The following is a 19,594-nucleotide window of genomic DNA, read 5'->3' on the forward strand; positions in this document are numbered from 1 at the left end:
ACAGAGTTCAGAATACAGAGGTGACTGCTTTACCTTCGTATGCTGAGTCTGACTTCTGTATTCTGTATTCTGTATTCTTCAAATTGCCTCAAAAAGCCCCGCCATATGCACTGCCATAGTGCACACCTCCACCACCACAAAATATAACACGTTGAATATATTAATAATTTAAACATGGCACGCCTTTAGCTACCTATAAAGTGTTATTGATAGCCAGAGGAGAACACTATGATTGTGGCCATCTCTATATTTATCTCTATTTCAATTATTGCAGCACTATTTTGGTACTCACAACAGAGCGCCAATGGATACGAGCGAAAATACCAGCTAGTGATGGATCTACGCACTGTACTGAGTCTATGTCGACAGCATCGCAGCTTGACTCATAATGCGAAGGTGCATCATCAGTTTGATGAAGAAGTAGTTGCACGAATCGAAAATCAATTGCTCGATATCGTTCAGCACTTAGTGACCACCGCCAAGTTTGAAAACAAACCACTTTATCGAGTACTCGAAATTAAAGTCAAAGGTATGGTGAATCAATGGCAGGAGCAGAATGTCGCTAAAAATCAGATGGTACATGGGAAAGTCATTCGCCACTGTATGTATCTACTCGATGATGTGATGTTAGCCTGGCTTGCCCAAGCGGGAAGAGATGATCTATATGAGCAATATCACCAAAACTGGCAAGTGGTGTTGGATTCAATGGAAACGCTGACGCAGTTACGTATTTCAATTCAAGAGGTCGACACGAGTCATGGTGAAGAACGCATTCGTTATTATTGCGGCAGTATCCTCAAGAAGATGAACCGACTAGCGATCATCAATCGCGAAGTTATCCATACCCCACAGTGCACCGTCGCTTTGGGTCGACTCAACGATGTGAGTCATGGTTATGCCGATTTTAGTAATATCAATAGTTTATATTCTTTAAGCAGTGAAGTGTCATTAGCCATTTCGGATGTTTATGACGACATGCTGAAAAGCTTCGCAGAATCCCTGTATCAACCGCTTGATGATCTATCGCCCGTCACAGCTGAATCATTGCGCGCATAGGCGAGACTGTGTTTATTGAATATAAAAATAAAGTGCCTACTTGAATCAAGCAGGCACCCTCTTTTTCCCCTCCTCTGTATTGCCTCCGAGAGGAGGGGAACTTTTCAGTCAATTCAACCAGTTTGCCTTCAATTAACCCTTCAGCCAGTAGACCCTTTCCTTGAACTAAATAGAAAGTTACGCCAGCATTTTACGCGCCGCCTCAACAACGACTTTTATAGAGCGCGCTTCTGTCTCTTTAAGCGTTGCGTGGTCAGGAATCTCTTTCTGTGTGCGGTTAATGATAACACCAGCAACACAACCCGCTTTTAACCCCGAGCTCGCACACATCGTCAACAAGGTCGCTGATTCCATCTCAAAGTTGAGCACCCCCATATCTTGCCACTCTTTCATCGAGCCTTGGAAGCGTTTCACAACTCGACCAGAGAATGTATCGTAGCGCTCTTGCCCTGGGTAGAATGTATCACTTGAAGCCGTCACCCCCATATGAACTGGGGCACCACTCTCTTCCACTGCTGCTTTCATCGCTGTTGCAACGTCAAAATCAGCAACCGCTGGGAACTCCATTGGAGCAAAATGCAGACTCGCACCGTCAAGACGAACAGAGCCTGTCGAAACAATCATATCTCCCACATTCACATGCGGTTGGATAGCTCCTGTTGTGCCAACACGAAGGAAGGTACGCACACCTAGTTGCGCCAACTCTTCTACAGCAATTGACGTTGATGGACCACCAATACCTGTCGAGCAAACGACTACAGGCTTGCCGTCCAACTCGGCACGATACAGTGTGTATTCACGATGGCTAGCAAGAAAAACAGGGTTGTCCATCTGCTCGGCAATTTTCTGTACTCGCGCAGGATCACCTGGAATGATCGCGAGAGTCGCTCCAGCGAGGTCTGCTTCGGTGACACCTAAATGAAATACGGCTTGCGTCATGGGGGCTCCTTAGTATGGCGTTGTCGCTCATTCGTTAATTATTGGGTACAACTCAATGTACCCAACCCTAACAGCATATATAGTGATCTAATTCACATACAACCAAGCAAAATACCAACCAGTTACACACTTAATCGATTTGCATCACACTTTAAAGTCATTAGCACTCTGCCGATTACACAAATTTGTTAACGAACGCTACTTTCCGCTCTCATTCGCTCCGCTGACATCATCAATCACCAAGGCATCATGCGAGCAAAATGGTTGCGTGTTAACACAAGTCGCCGCTATCTCATCCTCATTATCTAGCTCTTCTCCCTTAGCAATATCGCTTAGGTGTTTACGCAACACCACTAACGCAAGAAGACCAAAAACAACCGTTCCAATCGCTTGTCCATACATCACGCCAAGCGCGCCAAAATGGTTAGCCCCGATATAAACAAAAGGGATGGTACCCAATGTGGCTTTACCTAGATTAAGCCCTGTTGAATAAAGGGGCTTACCGAGGTTGTTAAACGAGGTGTTAGCAACAAATAGTGTTCCGTTGAAAATAAAGCTTATCGCGACATAAGTACAAAACGCACTCACAATCAGCGCAGCGTCATTTTTCAGGCTGAATATAAGCACCACGTAGTCCTGAAGAAAATAGAGCAGGACACATACCGTCAAGGTATAAAGCGTGGTCACTAAAAGGGAATTCTTGAGTGTTTCTTCTACTCGATCAAACCGCTCTGCACCATAGTTTTGCCCAATGATCGGCCCAACTGCACCAGACAGCGCAAAGATAACCGCAAAGCAAACCGGGGTTAGCCGCCCAATAACGGCAAAGCCCGCCACATAATCCTCGCCAAATTGTGCAATCGCTGATGTCACTATCGCATTACCAAAAGGCGTCGCGATATTGGTCAAAATCGCTGGCAATGCAATGGCAAAAATGGCCTTACTATGACCAACCCAATGCAAAAGTGAAGGCGGTGCGACTAAGTTATGCACTCGGATAAGAGGTGCAAGTGAGAAATAGAATACCGTGAAACGGGCAATCACCGATGCCCAAGCAGCGCCCTCAACATTCATATCTAATCCGAAAATAAAGATCGGATCGAGAATGGCGTTGACGATGCCCCCAGCTAACGTTGCCCACATTGAACGCTTGGCATCACCCGCAGCCCGCAACCCTGCTCCTGAAGCCATAGCCACAGCTACCAAAGGCCCACTCGGAATCAATATCTTTAAATAGGCCTCAGCGCGCTCGGCAGCATAGCCTTTGGCCCCAATCAAGCTAAGTAGTTCAGGAATATAAATATAGACCGACAAGCTGACCGTGCAGCTTATCAACAACGCCGTCATCAAAGTGCTGACACTAATACGCCGAGCTTCTAGCTGACGTTTAGCCCCAAGAGATTTAGAGACCAATGCCCCCATCGCGATGGAGGTTCCAATAGAGATTGAGGTGGAAAAGAAAACCAGCGTTCCAGCAAAACCCACCGCCGCGGCCAGCTCATCTTGACCAAGCATACTGATGAACAACATATCCACCAGATCGACCACAAATAGCGCCATCAACCCAATCGAGCCCGCACCAGACATCACTATAATGTGGCGCATGGTTGATCCATGAGTGAATTTGGCTTCTTGTTCCATCTCAACCTCTTGGCTATTTTCAGTAAATCATCATCCGTGAGTCAATAAAGACAAAGGCGCCTATGTGGCGCCTTTGTCTGCATGCTAGCGTTTCTAAACCGGATTTTTGAAACACAAATCGATATTTTTGGCGATGGCATTAAGCACATGGCGACGAGTGATAATGCCCACCAGCTTATCATTTTCGATCACTGGGTACACTTTGGGCTTACCAACCTTCATCATATCTGCCAATTCAATCACCGACATCTCCGGCGATACTGACAGGACGTCTTTATACATGCAGTCACCCACGGTGTGAGTATCTTGGCACATGTAACTCACCTTAATGAGTTTCTCCAACAGATCTTGTCCCGATATAAAGCCAATAACCTTTTTGTTCTCATCGATCACCGGCCCACCTAAATAGTCCGATGTTAATACTTTATCTAGCGCCGCACTCAATGACATCTCTGCTGTGAAAGTCACCGCTTGCAGTGTCATGTAGTCTCTTACTTTTAGTGATTGCATACTCTTTCCTCGCTATGCGACCGATATACCCCATTAACTCAAATGGCTCGCGGTGGGATACTCAACTTCTCGCCCCTGAGGCATATCCCTTTTACTTAAGTGTTGTCTAATTTCTTGATTTTGCTAAATCGAAATCGATGATTTTATTGATAGGTGATTTCTATGAGGGAACCAAACACTGGTAAAGAAAGGGTTTACGGTAAGACAAGAAATAAAAAAGAGCCGCAATTGCGACTCTCTCAATGGGTAACACTTTCGATAATACCAAAGGCCAAAGGCGCTATTTTTGCCAGCGCTCTGCCGCTTTGGCATCAGAGTCTCGAGATTCAACCCAACGTGTTGCTTCAGAGGTGCGCTCTTTTTTCCAGAACGGAGCTTTTGTCTTGAGATAGTCCATCACAAACTCGCACGCTTCAAATGCCGCGCCACGGTGGGCACTAGACACACCGACAAAAACAATCTGGTCACCAATACCCAGATCACCCACTCGATGAATGACTCGCATATCCAGCAACGGCCAACGCTGCTCGGCTTTATCGCAAATCTCTGCGAGCGCTTTCTCCGTCATGCCTGGGTAATGCTCTAACGATAAGCCCGTCACTTCATCACCCAAATTCATATCGCGCACTTTTCCGACAAAAGTCACAACCGCACCAGCGGCTGTACCTTGGGCGAGCGCTTGATACTCATCACCCACTGAGAAATCACTGGCTTGAACAGAAATGCGTTTGTCTGCAGCCATCCTCTTATCCCCCGGTTACTGGTGGGAAAAAGGCGACTTCATCGCCTTCGGTGAGCGTTGTCTCTAAAGGCACTATCGATTGGTTAACGGCTGCCAGCAATTTTCCTGAATCCAATGCTAAAGCCCACTTGTCCCCGCGCTCAGCTAGCGCAGCACGCAACGCCTCTACAGATTCAAAATTCTGCTCTAGCATCAATTCGTCTTGGCCTATAAGCTCACGAGTTTGTGCAAAGAAAAGTACTTTAATCATGCTTCCACCTTAAAGTGACCTGACTTACCGCCGGTTTTTTCTAACAGGCGTACTTGGCCAATCACCATGTCTTTTTGCACCGCTTTACACATATCATAGATGGTGAGCACTGCAACGGATGCCGCTGTCAATGCTTCCATCTCAACGCCTGTTTTTCCTGCTAACTTACACACAGATTCGATACGTACGCAATTCTCCGCTTCAATCGCCTCAAGTTGCACTTCCACTTTCGACAGCAGCAAAGGATGGCACAGAGGAATTAGATCCCATGTTTTCTTCGCGGCTTGAATACCCGCGATACGAGCCGTCGCAAACACATCACCTTTATGATGCTGACCAGACACGATCAGTTGGAGTGTTTCTGGTGCCATGTGGATGAACGCTTCAGCACGTGCTTCACGAACCGTTTCCGATTTTGCAGAGACATCCACCATGTTGGCTTCGCCGCTGGCGTTGATATGAGTAAATTCCGTCATTGTGACCTCTTAAACCGATAGGTGAGGCATAAAGTTACACGGACGGTGGCTGGCATCAAGTTGCTGCTTGATGATCTTTGTCCAACCCGTGCGGCATGCCCCTGTCGAACCAGGCATCGCAAAAATCACCGTGTGGTTAGCAAAACCTGCGACCGCACGTGATTGAATGGTTGATGTACCGATCTCTTCGTAAGACACCATACGGAACAGTTCACCAAAGCCTTCGACTTCTTTATCGAACAATGGCTTCAATGCCTCTGGTGTACTATCGCGAGACGTAAAACCCGTACCGCCAGTAATCATAATCGCTTGAACATTATCATCCGCAATCCACTGTGAAACCACAGCACGGATTTTGTACATATCATCAATCACGATCTGTTTGTCTACGATTTGATGCCCAGCATCTTGCGCTGATTCCGCTAAAAAACGGCCGGATGTGTCATTCTCTTCAGTACGCGTATCAGAAACCGTCAGTACGGCAATCTTAGCTGGCTGGAATTTGCTCTCTGCGTGTCCCATAACTTTACCTATTTCTTTATATTCTTGTCGTCAGCAACCCTCGACAATCACGTCGAAGGTCATCAATTTTATTCGGAGGTGGGTTAGCCGCCAATCGAAGCGAGGTGCGGTGTCATCCCTGTATTACCATCATGAAGGAAATGGCTTACTTTCTTAGTTTGCAGATGGTGCTGGATTCGTGCTATCAACTCACTCTCTTGAGTGTCATTTTCAAGCAAATCTCTTAGCTCTACACCGTGCTCACCAAATAAACACAGATGCAGTTTACCCATCGCAGACACACGAAGTCGGTTACATGTCTCACAGAAATCTTTTTCGTAAGGCATGATGAGGCCAATTTCACCAAGATAATCTGGATGATAAAACACCTGTGCTGGTCCATCGCTCTGGCCGCGTGGCTTAAGGAGCCAACCATTGGCAATAAGTTGGTTGCGAATAGCAACGCCAGACACGTGATGATTTTTGAACAGATCGTTCATTTCACCGGTTTGCATCAACTCAATAAATCGCAACTGGATAGGACGAGTTTTAATCCACTGCAGGAACTGCGGCAGTTGATGATGATTGAGGTCTTTCATCAATACCACGTTGACTTTAACCTGTTCGTAACCGACTTCGAACGCGCGCTCAATGCCGTCCATCACATCGGTGAACTTGTTTTCACCGGTGATCTGATGGAACAAACGCGGATCAAGGCTATCGACACTCACATTGATGTGAGAAAGCCCCGCCTGTCGCCAGTCTTCGACTTGGCGTTTCATGCGGTAGCCGTTGGTTGTCATCGCGATTTTTTCTATCCCTTGCGTTTGAGCGATCACATCAACGATATCGGTAAAATCTTTACGCAGTGTCGGCTCACCACCAGTGATGCGGACTTTCGACGTTCCACAATCTGCGAAGGCTTTAACGACTCGACTGATCTCTGGGAGGGATAAAAAGGACGAGTTGCGTCGACCCGATGGTTTATAACCGTCAGGCAGGCAATAGGTACATTTGAAATTACAAACGTCTGTAACTGATAAGCGCAAGTAATAAAACTTGCGATGGTAAATATCTTCTAATTGTTGTTGCGCCACGGAACACCTTTCCAAACACGGGAGGCATCGTCATTTCCAACGAGGCCCTTGTGACTCAATGGTCACTGGCTCTGATAGCGTATCGGCTCAAATAACGTTCGTTATTTGTCCGACTTAGCGATAAGAGCTCGGAGTTATGGCAATTATCTGCGGTGCTAAAGAAACCGTCAGATAACAGCTGTCGCTAAAATACTGAATTATGCCTTTTTATGCTAGCGGAAAACCCAAATATTATTGATGAAATCTCAATTTAACCTTTATGGGTAGGCAAGATTCCGACCTTAGAGTAAAGTTTAGCCCTAAATACGCCAAAGAATAAGAATCTGTATGACTATCTATCAAAATAAAAAAATTGTAGCCGTTGGCGGCGGCCACGGCTTAGGGCGAATGTTGGCCGCTCTCAAAGATTTCGGAGGCAATGCAACAGGCATCGTGACCACCACAGACAACGGTGGCTCAACAGGCCGTATCCGCTTATGCCAGGGGGGCATTGCTTGGGGTGATATGCGTAACTGTATCAATCAGTTAATTACCGAGCCTTCCATCAGCTCAATGATGTTTGAGTACCGTTTCCGCGGGGCGGGAGACCTCAACGGTCATAATCTTGGAAACTTAATGCTTACGGCACTCGACAACCTTTCTGTACGACCGTTAGAAGCAATTAATCTGATACGCGATATGTTGAAAGTGGATGTCAACATTGTACCAATGACAGAGCACCCTTCCGACCTTACTGCATTATCAAAAGAGGGCATGTGGGTAACAGGTGAAACTTCTGTCGATGAAATGGAGCAAGACCTACTACGTATGGATCTCTCTCCAGAAGTCCCGGCAACACGCGAAGCGGTGCAGGCACTCGAAGAAGCCGATTGCATTATTCTTGGTCCGGGCAGCTTTTTAACCAGTATTATGCCCCCATTGTTGTTGCCCGAGATTGGTCGAGCGATTGCAAATAATACCAAAGCCAAGTTGGTATTTATCGAGAACCTTTCACCTGAATATGGCCCTGCTGGCCGAATGACTCCGGTAGAAAAACTGCAATGGTGTGAACGAGCCTGTCAGGCACGCAAGATTGATGTGATTGTTGGTGAAAAGCCAGACCCTGAAGTCGCCAAAAGTTGGCACTACTTCACCACTTCGCTTGCTTCCGCGAATAGAGATTGGCGTCATGACCGCGGTAAGCTTCAACAAGTAGTCATTGATCTACTCTCGTCACAAGAAACCGAGATCGCGAGTTAAACGTTAGCTACACACTATTTGAAGACAATAAAGCCGTGATTTAACTGAAGTAAACAGTAAAAATCACGGCTTTCTTTTTTATTAGAACCTATCGCTCTTTATCCACCAATAGGCAGACTATTGACTGAACTGAGTATAGGCAATATGAGTTTGTTCGAGCAGAGTGAGCGTTGTGTCTACCCACTCCCCCTGAGTCAGGTCGGCGCCCTGCTTAAACTGAGCATCAACAGCGATAGCATGTTCACACAACGCATCAGCACCAAAGCTCGCGGCGCTGCTTTTTAAAGCATGACAAATTTCCCCTAACAGCTTGGAGAGCATATCACCTTCAATCGTTTTTAAAGATTGTTGGTAATCAGCAAGCTCGTTAGTAAAAATCTCAAACAAAGGCGCTAGGTTTTCCTTACCTATTTGTGCGCCTAAATCATCAATTTTCACTTTGTTCATTACATCCATTAATTGACCTCTTTACGCTGTTCCCAAGACTGTAATTTTCGATACAGCGTTGAAGGACTCACTTCTAAATGACGCGCTGCTTTTGGAATATTACCTTCGCAGGCTTCAATTGCCTGTTCAATTGTCTGCTTCTCACTTTCCCACAAAGGTAAAATATCAGATTCGGTAAATTGATCTGCCGCAGACTCTTGGTTCACTGACGGAGTGATAACATGGCGGTTAGAGCTCGCTTCGGCCGTGTTGATCGGTGGGGGCAACATATCCAAAGTAATCTCTTTACCGCTGTTAAGTACGACAACATTACGCAGCACGTTTTGTAGCTGACGAACATTGCCTGGCCACTCATAACTAATAAAGCGCTCTACAACAGGAGGAGATAGATGGTTAAACTCTTTCCCCTCTTCATTCGACATGAAGCCTAATAGTGAATACGCAATCTCAATGATGTCTTCCCCGCGCTCTCGCAACGGTGGAAGATGTAGCGGGATCACGTAGAGACGGTAATACAAGTCTTCACGGAAACGCCCTTCTTGTACCTCTGTCCAAGGATCTCGGTTGGTCGCACAAACAAAGCGTACATCAACGCTTTTCATTTTGGATGAGCCTACTTTCTGGAATGTACCGGTTTGAATAAAGCGTAACAGCTTGGTTTGCAGCTCCAAATCCATCTCGCAGATTTCGTCCAAAAACAGCGTACCGCCATCAGCCATTTCTGCCGCGCCCTGCCTATCGGTTGACGCTCCAGTAAACGCGCCTTTGACGTGACCAAATAGCTCACTCTCAATCAGATCTTTAGGGATAGCTGCACAGTTTATTGCGATAAACGGATTCGAGCGGCGGTTACTCGCTGCGTGGATCGCTTCTGCACACACCTCTTTACCGGTGCCACTTTCGCCGGTGATAAAAATACTTGCTTTACTGCTTGCAGCGGAGTCAATCACCCGATACACCGATTGCATGTTTTGACTGCTTCCGATAAAGCCATGATAGCGATGATTCTTAGGATTGCCATCATCGATTTTAAGCTTCTCCGCTTTACGCATCGCGGTATTGACCGTAATCCGCAGCTGATCGGCTTCACAAGGCTTAATCAAGAAATCCTGAGCCCCCAAACGCATCGCTTCTACCGCTGTTTCAATCGAACCATGAGCGGTCATAAAGATCACAGGAACGTCTTTGTGTTTTTTCTTTACGATCTCAAGAACATCCATCCCCGTCATATCGGGTAGACGCAAATCAAGCAATATCAGATCTGGGATTCGATGATTGAGGCTTTCAATCGCATCATGTCCGTTGACGACAATATTAATGTCTATACCCAACGGGGTGAGATAGGTGCGATACAGAGTGGCAACAGACGCAGTGTCTTCGACCATTAACAGGTACTTGTTGCTGGAATCATTATGTTGCATAACCTAGCCGTAACATTCGCATATTAATAATTATAGGATTGCCATTTTGCAATTTGCAATTGCATATATCAAATAATTTATCCATCAAATTGAAATTTAATCCGTTACATATTGAACGCAGAAACATAAAATAACAAACAAGCCATTGATATTAATGGATAAAATTTATTTTACGGAGGAAATTTAAAAGTTGGCACGCAGGATGCAATAGTTATAGCGACCCGCAAGGGTCACCTAGCCAACTGACGTTGTTAGTGAAAAGTTTTTTCACATATAGAGCCAATAGCATGATTGCTATTGGCTATTTTTTTGCCTGTCACTTGTTTATTTACAATCAAATTAGTGCGTTACAATCAATTTAGCTGTTTACAATAAATTGCTGACGCAACTTCTCTATTTGGTCACGTTTCTGGGCAGCCAGCTCAAATTCTAGATCTTGCGCGTGTTGATACATTTGCGCCTCTAGCTTACTAATTTCTTTATCTAGAGCTTGTGGTGACAACGAACCATAATCTGCCTGCTCTTCTGCTACTTTTGCCAATGGCACAACCTTCGACTTACGTTGACTCTTAGCCTTGGTAATATCCCCGAGCTCCATAATATCTTTTACATTACGTTTAAGCGCTTGTGGAGTGATGCCCTGCTCTTCATTATAAGCTCGCTGCTTTTCTCTACGACGGTTGGTTTCATCCATCGCCGTTTTCATTGAGTTAGTAATACGATCAGCATACAAAATCGCTTTACCTTGCAAGTTACGCGCAGCGCGGCCAATTGTCTGGATAAGCGAGCGTTCAGAGCGCAAGAAGCCCTCTTTATCGGCATCTAATATGGCGACCAAAGACACTTCTGGCATATCCAAGCCCTCACGCAACAAGTTGATGCCCACCAGCACGTCGAACTCGCCTAAACGTAAATCACGGATAATCTCGACACGTTCAACCGTATCAATATCAGAGTGTAAATAGCGAACCTTGACGTCATGTTCGTGCAGATATTCCGTCAAATCTTCCGCCATACGTTTAGTTAATGTCGTGACCAATACGCGCTCATCTTTCGCTGAACGAATACGAATCTCTGAGAGTAAGTCATCAACCTGGGTAGATACCGGGCGTACTTCTAGTTCAGGGTCTAATAGACCTGTCGGACGAACCACTTGATCAACGATCTCGTTCTCCGATTTTTCTAACTCGTATTTGCCTGGGGTTGCAGAGACAAAAATGGTTTGCGGCGCGATCCCCTCAAACTCTTCAAACTTCATCGGACGATTGTCTAACGCAGAGGGTAAACGGAAGCCATATTCAACCAGCGTCTCTTTTCTAGAGCGGTCACCTTTATACATCGCGCCAATTTGCGGCACAGTGACGTGAGATTCATCGATCACAAGCAAACCATCGTGTGGCAGATAGTCAAACAACGTCGGAGGCGCTTCACCTTCTGCACGACCACTCAAATAGCGCGAATAGTTTTCGATACCAGAACAAAAACCCAGTTCGTTCATCATCTCAATATCAAACTGTGTTCGCTGGGTAATACGTTGCTCTTCAAGCAGCTTATTATTGTCTTTTAGATATTGAGCACGCTCTTGCAGCTCAACTTTGATGTTTTCAATCGCTTCAAGAATACGCTCACGGGGCGTGACATAGTGCGTTTTCGGATATACGGTGATACGAGGCAGGTCTCTCTGCTTCACCACCCCCGTCAAAGGGTCAAAGATACTAATGTTGTCCACTTCATCATCAAACAGCTCGATACGCACAGCATCTTGGTCTGATTCCGCGGGGAAAATATCGATCACCTCGCCTCTCACTCTAAACTGGCCGCGTTCGAAAGCGACATCGTTACGGCTGTATTGCAGTTCCGCCAACCGACGTAGGATATCTCGTTGATCGATAACGTCACCACGGCAGACGTGCAACATCATCTGCAAATACGACTCGGGATCACCCAAACCATAAATGGCAGAAACTGACGCGATAATAATGGCATCTTTACGCTCAAGTAGTGCCTTAGTCGCAGACAACCGCATTTGTTCGATGTGTGCATTCACCGAGGCATCTTTTTCTATAAAGGTATCCGTCGTTGGAACATAAGCTTCCGGCTGATAGTAGTCGTAGTAAGAAACAAAGTATTCGACCGCATTATTAGGAAAGAAGGCCTTCATCTCACCATATAGCTGTGCAGCAAGTGTCTTGTTCGGCGCGAGCAGGAGTGCTGGGCGCTGTGCCTTGGCAATGACATTCGCTAACGTGAAGGTTTTACCTGATCCCGTCACCCCCAACAGGGTTTGGTGGGCAAGCCCAGAATCTAGGCCATCAAGCAACTTTTCTATTGCAGCTGGCTGATCGCCTGATGGCTGATAATCAGATTTAAGATCAAAGACTTTACTCATAGGATGGTCTCATTATTATTCTATTTGTGGCTGTCCATTAGTATACACTTCTCAACGTTTATAGGCGCTTAAATCCAACTAAGAAAGTGATAGCATAGCCAAGCATTGTTTGTTATTATGCTTGCCCCGCGCAAGTCATACCCCTAGTAAACCTCAACTCTGAATCCACAGCTTTTCCACAATTTTAAAGTTGCTCACAGGTTTTCCTCACTAATTGTCTATTTTGCTGATCAAAGCCATTAGATCATTTTCTGGTTAAACATCACAAAAAATAACGCTTTAGCAAAAGATCCTACACGATCGTGTTTTCTCAATTCATTCATCTACGCTATCTTTTACGTTGTTAAAGTTTCATCAACACACTTATCCACAAATTTGGTGGATAAGTAGAGCTAGCCTATATGCCGCAAGGCGTAGCGCAATGTAAAGATCATTTTGTTGTAAAAAATCCATGATTTATTGTTGACAGCTTCTGCATCGCTCGCTAATATTCGCCCCGCTTTCGAGCAATTCCCCCTTAGTTCAGTTGGTAGAACGGCGGACTGTTAATCCGTATGTCGCAGGTTCGAGTCCCGCAGGGGGAGCCATATCTCAAGCCCTAGTCTCCGGACTGGGGCTTCTTCGTTTTAAGGACTCTCTTTTCTTCTGCTGATAGACCTTACCCCTTAGCAATAAACTACGTCATACTGAGCTTGACTCAGTATCTAGCCGAGTATGTCATCGAACTTATCACGTGCTTCAACTAGACCCTGAATCAAGTTCAGGGTGACCACAGAAGAAAATAGCTCGTGAATCAAAATTACACTGACTACGAATAACAGTAGAGTTTAGTGTTATTTGCCACTTCACTCCCTACTCCATTCCCCCACATTCGCACACTTTTCCAACGACAAAATAAAACCTTAGCTTTCCTTGGTTGTTATTAGTGCCACAAAGCACGATAATATTGGGATCAGATAATTAAGCAGAAATCATCATGAGCGAATATTTCTTGTTACTAGTGGGAACCGTACTAGTTAACAACTTCGTATTGGTAAAATTCTTAGGCTTATGCCCGTTTATGGGCGTATCCAAAAAACTCGATACCGCGATTGGTATGGGACTAGCAACGACATTCGTTCTTACGTTGGCGTCTGTCAGTGCTTACTTAGTCGAAAGCTACATTCTTGCTCCACTTGGGTTGCAATATCTGCGCACTATGAGCTTTATTCTTGTGATTGCGGTTGTGGTGCAGTTTACTGAGATGGTCGTGCACAAAACCAGCCCAACGCTGTATCGCCTATTAGGGATCTTTTTACCCCTTATCACCACGAACTGTGCTGTATTAGGCGTCGCTCTACTCAACATCAACGAAAACCACACGTTTATCGAATCGATTATTTACGGATTCGGCGCAGCGGTGGGTTTCTCATTAGTACTCGTTTTGTTTGCTTCTATGCGTGAGCGAATTGCCGCTGCTGATGTGCCGATGCCATTCAAGGGCGCTTCTATCGCGATGATTACAGCTGGCCTCATGTCACTTGCCTTCATGGGCTTCACGGGTTTGGTGAAACTATAATGAGCACGATTTTAATTGCTATTTTGGCTATTGCCGCGCTTGCTGCATTATTCGGTGCCATTCTGGGTTTCGCATCGATTCGCTTCAAAGTTGAAGCGGACCCGATCGTTGATCAAATTGACACCATTCTGCCACAAACCCAATGCGGACAGTGTGGCTACCCAGGCTGTCGCCCTTATGCAGAGGCAATCGCGAATGGCGATGACATCAATAAATGTCCTCCTGGCGGTCAAGCAACGATTGAAAAGCTCGCCGACCTAATGGGGGTTGAAGTGCAAGAATCAGCACACGACCTTGGCGACAACGTAAAAACCGTTGCCTATATCCATGAAGATATGTGTATTGGGTGCACAAAGTGCATTCAGGCTTGCCCAGTCGATGCGATTGTCGGCGGAACGAAAGCCTTACACACCGTCATAAAAGACGAATGTACTGGGTGTGACTTGTGTGTTGCGCCTTGTCCAACAGACTGTATAGAAATGATTCCAGTACACGCAACAACCGAGACCTGGAAGTGGCAGATGAACGCCATTCCTGTCATCGACGTAACAGATTCTCAATCATCATTAACTAGCGGCCAGTAAGTAGTGGGTATGTTGTCTTTAGTTGAACAAATAAGAACAGGGGCTATTTGGGATTTTCCGGGGGGTATTCATCCACCTGAGAACAAAACCCAATCGAGCCAACACAATATTGCTCGCGCGGAACTGCCAAGTGAACTCGTGCTGCCCTTAAAGCAGCACATCGGTCGCCCTGGTACACTGATCGTTGACGTAAACCAAAAAGTATTAAAAGGCCAGCCTCTGACTAAGTTTGATGCTGGCTTCACCTTACCGATCCACGCCCCAACCTCAGGGACTATCGTCGCGATAGAACCTCGCACTGTTGCTCACCCTTCTGGCCTCAGTGAAATGGCGATCGTGATCGAGCCTGATGGCAAAGATCAATGGATTGAACGCACACCAACCCAAGATTTTCGCCAAGCCTCTGCCGATGACTTGATAGAGGTCATTCGTCAGGCAGGTATCTCTGGGATGGGCGGCGCAACATTCCCCACTGCCAGAAAGCTGCAAACGGGTCTATCGCGAACTGAAATTCTGGTGATTAACGCCGCAGAGTGTGAGCCTTACATCACCGCTGACGATCGATTGATGCAAGAGCATGCTGATGAAATCATTCAAGGCATCGAGGTGCTTGAGTATATTCTTCAGCCCAAATTGACCATTATCGGTATCGAAGATAACAAGCCAGAAGCCATTAAAGCACTCGAATTGGCAGCTCAGCAGAAAGATATTGTCATTCGGGTCATTCCGACAAAATACCCATCGGGTGGTGAAAAACAGCTTATTAAGATTCTGACTAACCAAGAAGTTCCAACTAACGGCTTACCGGCTGATATTGGTATTCTGGTGCAAAACGTCGGCTCTACGTTTGCTATCAAACGTGCGGTTATCGATGGTGAACCACTCATTGAACGCGTTGTGACTCTTACTGGCCAATCATTTACCCGCCCACAAAATGTCTGGGTGCGCCTTGGTACACCGGTTTCTCAACTGCTTGATCAGTTCAACTTCAAACGACCAAAGAAACACCCTCGCTTGATTCTCGGTGGGCCAATGATGGGCTTTACACTACCGCATGAGAATGTGCCCATCACCAAGGGGACCAACTGTATTCTTGCACCCAAGAAGCGTGAGATTCCCCATCAAGGTATGGAGATGGCGTGTATTCGCTGTGGTCAATGTGCTGAAGCTTGCCCTGCGTCTCTGCTTCCACAGCAGTTGGTTTGGTATGCAAAAGACCAAGATTACGACAAGTGTGAAGAGCTTAACCTTAAAGACTGCATTGAGTGCGGCGCATGCGCGTATGTTTGCCCGAGTGAAATTCCGCTGGTGCAATACTACCGCCAAGCCAAAGCGGAAATTAAAGAGCGTAAAGCCGAGTCTGAAGCTGCTGAAAGAGCGAAGCAGCGCTTTGAAGACAAGAAGGCGCGTTTAGAACGCGATAAAGCTGAACGAGAAAACCGCTTCAAAAAAGCGGCGCAAGATCGCCGCAAAGAGATGAAAACATCAGGTGATTCAGACGCTATTGCTGCGGCTATCGCCCGTGTTAAAGCACAGAAAGCACAACCCGCTGAAGATAAGAGCGAAACCAAACCGGCCGTTGCTGCGGCGATCGCTCGTGCTAAAGCAAAACAGGCCGCTGCTGCAGGTCAGAATGAGCCTGATAACAGTGAAATGATGAAGCTGCGTGAGGAGCGTAAGCGCCAAGCCAGAGAGGCTCGAGAAGCAAAGGCAGAAGCAACGCAAGGCGACTCTGAAGGCCTAAGCAAGCAAGACGCAGTTGCTGCGGCAATTGCCCGAGCTAAAGCGAAAAAAGCACAGCAAGCTGAAGGCGCTAATACCAATAGCACTGCCTCAGACAAGAGTGACGCTGTTGCCGCAGCTATTGCGCGAGCCAAAGCACGTAAGGCGCAGCAAGAGCCTGAAGCATCAGAGACAACTGAAGCACCTCAAGCCGCTGAAGACCCGAAAAAAGCCGCGGTTGCCGCTGCTATCGCTCGAGCCAAAGCGCGCAAAGCAAAGCAAGAGCCTGAAGCATCAAAGGCAACTGAAGCGCCTCAAGCCGCTGAAGACCCGAAAAAAGCGGCCGTTGCCGCTGCTATCGCTCGAGCTAAAGCACGTAAAGCAAAGCAAGAGCCTGAAGCATCAGAGGCAACTGAAGCGCCTCAAGCCGCCGAAGACCCGAAAAAAGCCGCGGTTGCCGCTGCTATCGCTCGAGCTAAAGCACGTAAAGCAAAGCAAGAGCCTGAAGCATCAGAGGCAACTGAAGCGCCTCAAGCCGCTGAAGACCCGAAAAAAGCCGCTGTCGCTGCTGCTATAGCTCGTGCGAAAGCTCGTAAAAAGGCACAGCAAGAGAATAAAGAGGACGATCAATAATGGCATTTTTCATTGCGAGTTCACCACACGCTCATAGCCGTCGTAGTACACCGACATTAATGAAACTGCTCGCGCTATGCGCTTTGCCAGGTCTTGTCGCCCAAACTCTGTTCTTTGGCTGGGGAACTCTAATTCAGTTAGCGTTAGCCATTGTCGTGGCTCTGATCCTTGAGGGTGCGGTGATGTTATTGCGCAAGCGCCCACCATTGATGGCATTGAGAGACTACAGCGCTATTGTAACTGCATGGTTATTAGCTGTTGCAATTCCTCCTTATGCGCCTTGGTGGATCGTCGTTATTGGTTTGATCTTCGCCATTGTCATCGCAAAACATCTTTATGGTGGCATTGGTCAAAATCCATTCAATCCAGCGATGGTGGCGTATGTCGTTTTGCTCATCTCATTTCCTGTTCAGATGACAAGTTGGAGTGCACCGAGTGACCTGCAATCTATTCAGTTAACGTTTAGCGATGCCTTAAACCTCATCTTTACTGGCTTTGACAACGATGGAATGTCTTTATATCAGATTCGCTCTGGAATCGACGGCATTACAATGGCGACTCCGTTAGATGCAGTCAAAACAGGTCTACATTCAGGTATCACATTGCCAGAAGTCATGGTACAACCTCAATTTAATGGTATCGCTGGCGTAGGCTGGATGTGGGTTAACCTCGCCTATCTCATTGGCGGGTTACTGATGATCAAGCTGCGTGTCACCAATTGGCATATCCCTGCAGGTGTATTGGGTGGCCTTACTATTGCTAGTGTACTGGGTATGTTATTCATGCCTGGAGAAGTAGCATCCCCTGCCTTCCACCTTCTTTCTGGTGCAACCATGCTTGGTGCCTTCTTCATCGCGACGGATCCGGTATCAGCATCAACGACAGTCAAAGGGCGACTTATTTTCGGTGCCCTTATCGGTCTTCTGGTATACATAATTCGCTCTTGGGGTGGCTTTCCGGATGGGGTCGCATTTGCTGTGTTATTAGCCAACATGTGTGTACCACTTATCGACCATTACACTAAACCAAGAACTTACGGACACGAAAAATAGTCATGTTAAACGCCATTAAAAACAACGCGCTCATTCTTGTTATTTTTGCATGTGCATCGACAGGCCTTGTCGCGGTGACCAATCTAGCCACCAAAGACACGATTGCAGAGCAACAACAAAAACAGCTATTGCGTGTACTGAATCAGGTTATCCCTACACGCATGCACGATAACAACTTATACCAAGCATGTACTTTGGTGACCGATCCGCTGCTAGGAACTAATGAAGCCCAACCAGCTTACTTGGCGACCTTGAACGGCCAGCCGAGTGCGGTGGCTATCGAAGCAGTAGCACCGGATGGTTACAACGGTACAATTCGTATCGTCGTAGCAACCGACATGAATGGTAAAATCCTAGGTAGCCGTGTCCTTGCTCACCAAGAAACCCCGGGGCTTGGTGATAAGATTGATCTGCGTGTTTCTGAGTGGATCTTGGCGTTTGCTGGCCAATTTGTCACTGAGTCAAATCTTGACGACTGGAAAGTGCGCAAAGATGGCGGTAAGTTCGACCAATTCACTGGTGCGACGATAACGCCTCGTGCGGTAGTCTCTGCTGTCAAAAACGCTACCTTATATCTCAATCAAAACCGTGAGGCACTGTTTGCGCAAACAGCAAATTGTGGAGCTGCATATGACTGAACATAAAACACTGATCAAAAATGGTCTTTGGGACAACAACCCTGCTCTAGTACAGCTGCTCGGGTTATGCCCACTCCTTGCGGTCTCATCGACGGTAACCAATGCCCTAGGTTTAGGGTTAGCGACCTTGTTCGTGCTAGTGAGCTCTAACCTAACGGTATCACTCGTTAAGCATCATGTACCGAAAGAGGTGCGCATTCCTATCTTCGTGATGATCATTGCCGCACTCGTGACTTGTGTTCAGTTATTGATGAATGCGTTCGCCTACGAACTTTACTTGTCACTCGGTATTTTCATCCCTCTCATCGTAACTAACTGCATTATCATCGGTCGTGCAGAAGCTTTTGCGTCAAAAAACGACTGGCTACCAGCGATTCAAGACGGTTTTGGGATGGGCATGGGCATGACGGCAGCACTATTTGTGCTTGGCGCAATGCGAGAGGTTTTAGGCAATGGCACCCTATTTGATGGTGCTGATCTGTTGCTTGGCAATTGGGCAACCGTATTACGCATCGAGCTGTTCCAAACAGACAGCCAATTCTTACTTGCCCTGCTACCGCCCGGCGCATTCATTGGTGTAGGACTGCTCATTGCATTGAAGAATGTCATCGACAAACAATTAGAAGCTCGCCAACCAAAACAAGAGAAAACCGCCATCGAGCGTGCGCGAGTGACTAACAGCTAATTAAAAACTCACTG

Annotated in this window: 19 protein-coding genes, 1 tRNA gene and 1 riboswitch; of the genes, 9 read left to right on the plus strand and 11 right to left on the minus strand. The window is 46.6% G+C overall.

From position 1 onward, the window contains the following. Window positions 1–228 precede the first annotated feature (228 nt). A complete protein-coding gene (locus tag QWZ05_RS08680) occupies window positions 229–1,056 on the plus strand; it encodes a hypothetical protein (RefSeq protein ID WP_289961765.1) in 828 nt (275 codons plus the stop codon). Between the two features lie 177 nt (window positions 1,057–1,233). Here QWZ05_RS08680 and udp read toward each other — a convergent pair whose 3' ends face one another. The 8 genes from udp to moaA form a co-directional block, all read right to left on the minus strand. Next, window positions 1,234–1,995, minus strand: a complete 762-nt coding sequence (gene udp, locus QWZ05_RS08685; protein ID WP_264875076.1) for a uridine phosphorylase — start codon at window positions 1,993–1,995, stop codon at window positions 1,234–1,236. Between the two features lie 198 nt (window positions 1,996–2,193). Further along, window positions 2,194–3,636 carry an MATE family efflux transporter gene (locus tag QWZ05_RS08690; RefSeq protein WP_290297991.1) on the minus strand — a complete coding sequence of 481 codons (1,443 nt, stop codon included), beginning with the start codon at window positions 3,634–3,636 and terminating at the stop codon, window positions 2,194–2,196. Between the two features lie 93 nt (window positions 3,637–3,729). Further along, a complete protein-coding gene (locus QWZ05_RS08695; RefSeq protein ID WP_264875074.1) occupies window positions 3,730–4,146 on the minus strand; it encodes a CBS domain-containing protein in 417 nt (138 codons plus the stop codon). A gap of 280 nt (window positions 4,147–4,426) precedes the next feature. Further along, entirely contained in the window at window positions 4,427–4,888 is a 462-nt protein-coding gene (moaE, locus tag QWZ05_RS08700) for a molybdopterin synthase catalytic subunit MoaE (protein ID WP_264875073.1), read from the minus strand. Window positions 4,889–4,892: 4 nt separating this feature from the next. Then, window positions 4,893–5,138: a molybdopterin synthase sulfur carrier subunit gene (moaD, locus tag QWZ05_RS08705; RefSeq protein ID WP_264875072.1), complete on the minus strand. Its 246-nt coding sequence runs from the start codon at window positions 5,136–5,138 to the stop codon at window positions 4,893–4,895. Beyond that, window positions 5,135–5,614 carry a cyclic pyranopterin monophosphate synthase MoaC gene (gene moaC / locus QWZ05_RS08710; protein ID WP_290297992.1) on the minus strand — a complete coding sequence of 160 codons (480 nt, stop codon included), beginning with the start codon at window positions 5,612–5,614 and terminating at the stop codon, window positions 5,135–5,137. The genes moaD and moaC overlap by 4 nt, the downstream gene beginning before the upstream one ends. Window positions 5,615–5,623: 9 nt before the next feature. Next, window positions 5,624–6,136: a molybdenum cofactor biosynthesis protein B gene (gene moaB, locus QWZ05_RS08715; RefSeq protein ID WP_264875070.1), complete on the minus strand. Its 513-nt coding sequence runs from the start codon at window positions 6,134–6,136 to the stop codon at window positions 5,624–5,626. An 83-nt stretch (window positions 6,137–6,219) separates the two neighbouring features. After that, window positions 6,220–7,227, minus strand: coding sequence for a GTP 3',8-cyclase MoaA (gene moaA / locus QWZ05_RS08720; RefSeq protein WP_264875069.1), 1,008 nt, complete (start codon window positions 7,225–7,227; stop codon window positions 6,220–6,222). Next, window positions 7,201–7,358, minus strand: a riboswitch (molybdenum cofactor riboswitch). Its footprint overlaps the gene before it by 27 nt. Window positions 7,359–7,539: 181 nt before the next feature. Here moaA and QWZ05_RS08725 point away from each other — a divergent pair. Next, window positions 7,540–8,451: a YvcK family protein gene (locus QWZ05_RS08725; protein ID WP_290297993.1), complete on the plus strand. Its 912-nt coding sequence runs from the start codon at window positions 7,540–7,542 to the stop codon at window positions 8,449–8,451. Between the two features lie 117 nt (window positions 8,452–8,568). On the opposite strand, the gene QWZ05_RS08730 is transcribed toward QWZ05_RS08725, so the two are convergent. The 3 genes from QWZ05_RS08730 to uvrB form a co-directional block, all read right to left on the minus strand. Further along, window positions 8,569–8,907, minus strand: a complete 339-nt coding sequence (locus QWZ05_RS08730; RefSeq protein WP_264875066.1) for an Hpt domain-containing protein — start codon at window positions 8,905–8,907, stop codon at window positions 8,569–8,571. Beyond that, entirely contained in the window at window positions 8,907–10,319 is a 1,413-nt protein-coding gene (gene luxO, locus QWZ05_RS08735; RefSeq protein ID WP_290297996.1) for a quorum-sensing sigma-54 dependent transcriptional regulator LuxO, read from the minus strand. Before luxO ends, QWZ05_RS08730 begins: the two co-directional genes overlap by 1 nt. A 358-nt stretch (window positions 10,320–10,677) precedes the next feature. Further along, window positions 10,678–12,708, minus strand: coding sequence for an excinuclease ABC subunit UvrB (gene uvrB / locus QWZ05_RS08740; protein ID WP_290297998.1), 2,031 nt, complete (start codon window positions 12,706–12,708; stop codon window positions 10,678–10,680). A 511-nt stretch (window positions 12,709–13,219) separates the two neighbouring features. On the opposite strand from uvrB, the gene QWZ05_RS08745 reads away from it, so the two are divergent. From QWZ05_RS08745 to QWZ05_RS08775, 7 genes are all read left to right on the plus strand, one after another. Continuing rightward, window positions 13,220–13,295, plus strand: a tRNA-Asn gene (locus QWZ05_RS08745). A 389-nt stretch (window positions 13,296–13,684) separates the two neighbouring features. Continuing rightward, on the plus strand, window positions 13,685–14,266 hold the full coding sequence (gene rsxA, locus QWZ05_RS08750; RefSeq protein WP_264875063.1) for an electron transport complex subunit RsxA: 582 nt from the start codon (window positions 13,685–13,687) through the stop codon (window positions 14,264–14,266). Then, the gene (gene rsxB / locus QWZ05_RS08755; RefSeq protein ID WP_290298001.1) at window positions 14,266–14,850 is read left to right on the plus strand and encodes an electron transport complex subunit RsxB; all 585 of its coding nucleotides are present in this window, start codon (window positions 14,266–14,268) and stop codon (window positions 14,848–14,850) included. The genes rsxA and rsxB overlap by 1 nt, the downstream gene beginning before the upstream one ends. A 9-nt stretch (window positions 14,851–14,859) precedes the next feature. Further along, window positions 14,860–17,205, plus strand: a complete 2,346-nt coding sequence (rsxC, locus tag QWZ05_RS08760) for an electron transport complex subunit RsxC (protein WP_290298003.1) — start codon at window positions 14,860–14,862, stop codon at window positions 17,203–17,205. After that, window positions 17,205–18,257, plus strand: a complete 1,053-nt coding sequence (rsxD, locus tag QWZ05_RS08765) for an electron transport complex subunit RsxD (protein ID WP_290298004.1) — start codon at window positions 17,205–17,207, stop codon at window positions 18,255–18,257. Before rsxC ends, rsxD begins: the two co-directional genes overlap by 1 nt. Before the next feature lie 2 nt (window positions 18,258–18,259). Continuing rightward, on the plus strand, window positions 18,260–18,895 hold the full coding sequence (gene rsxG / locus QWZ05_RS08770; RefSeq protein ID WP_264875059.1) for an electron transport complex subunit RsxG: 636 nt from the start codon (window positions 18,260–18,262) through the stop codon (window positions 18,893–18,895). After that, window positions 18,888–19,580, plus strand: a complete 693-nt coding sequence (locus QWZ05_RS08775) for an electron transport complex subunit E (RefSeq protein WP_290298007.1) — start codon at window positions 18,888–18,890, stop codon at window positions 19,578–19,580. The genes rsxG and QWZ05_RS08775 overlap by 8 nt, the downstream gene beginning before the upstream one ends. Window positions 19,581–19,594: the final 14 nt, after the last annotated feature.

The organism is Vibrio agarivorans (genome assembly GCF_030409635.1).
Taxonomy (GTDB): domain Bacteria; phylum Pseudomonadota; class Gammaproteobacteria; order Enterobacterales; family Vibrionaceae; genus Vibrio; species Vibrio agarivorans.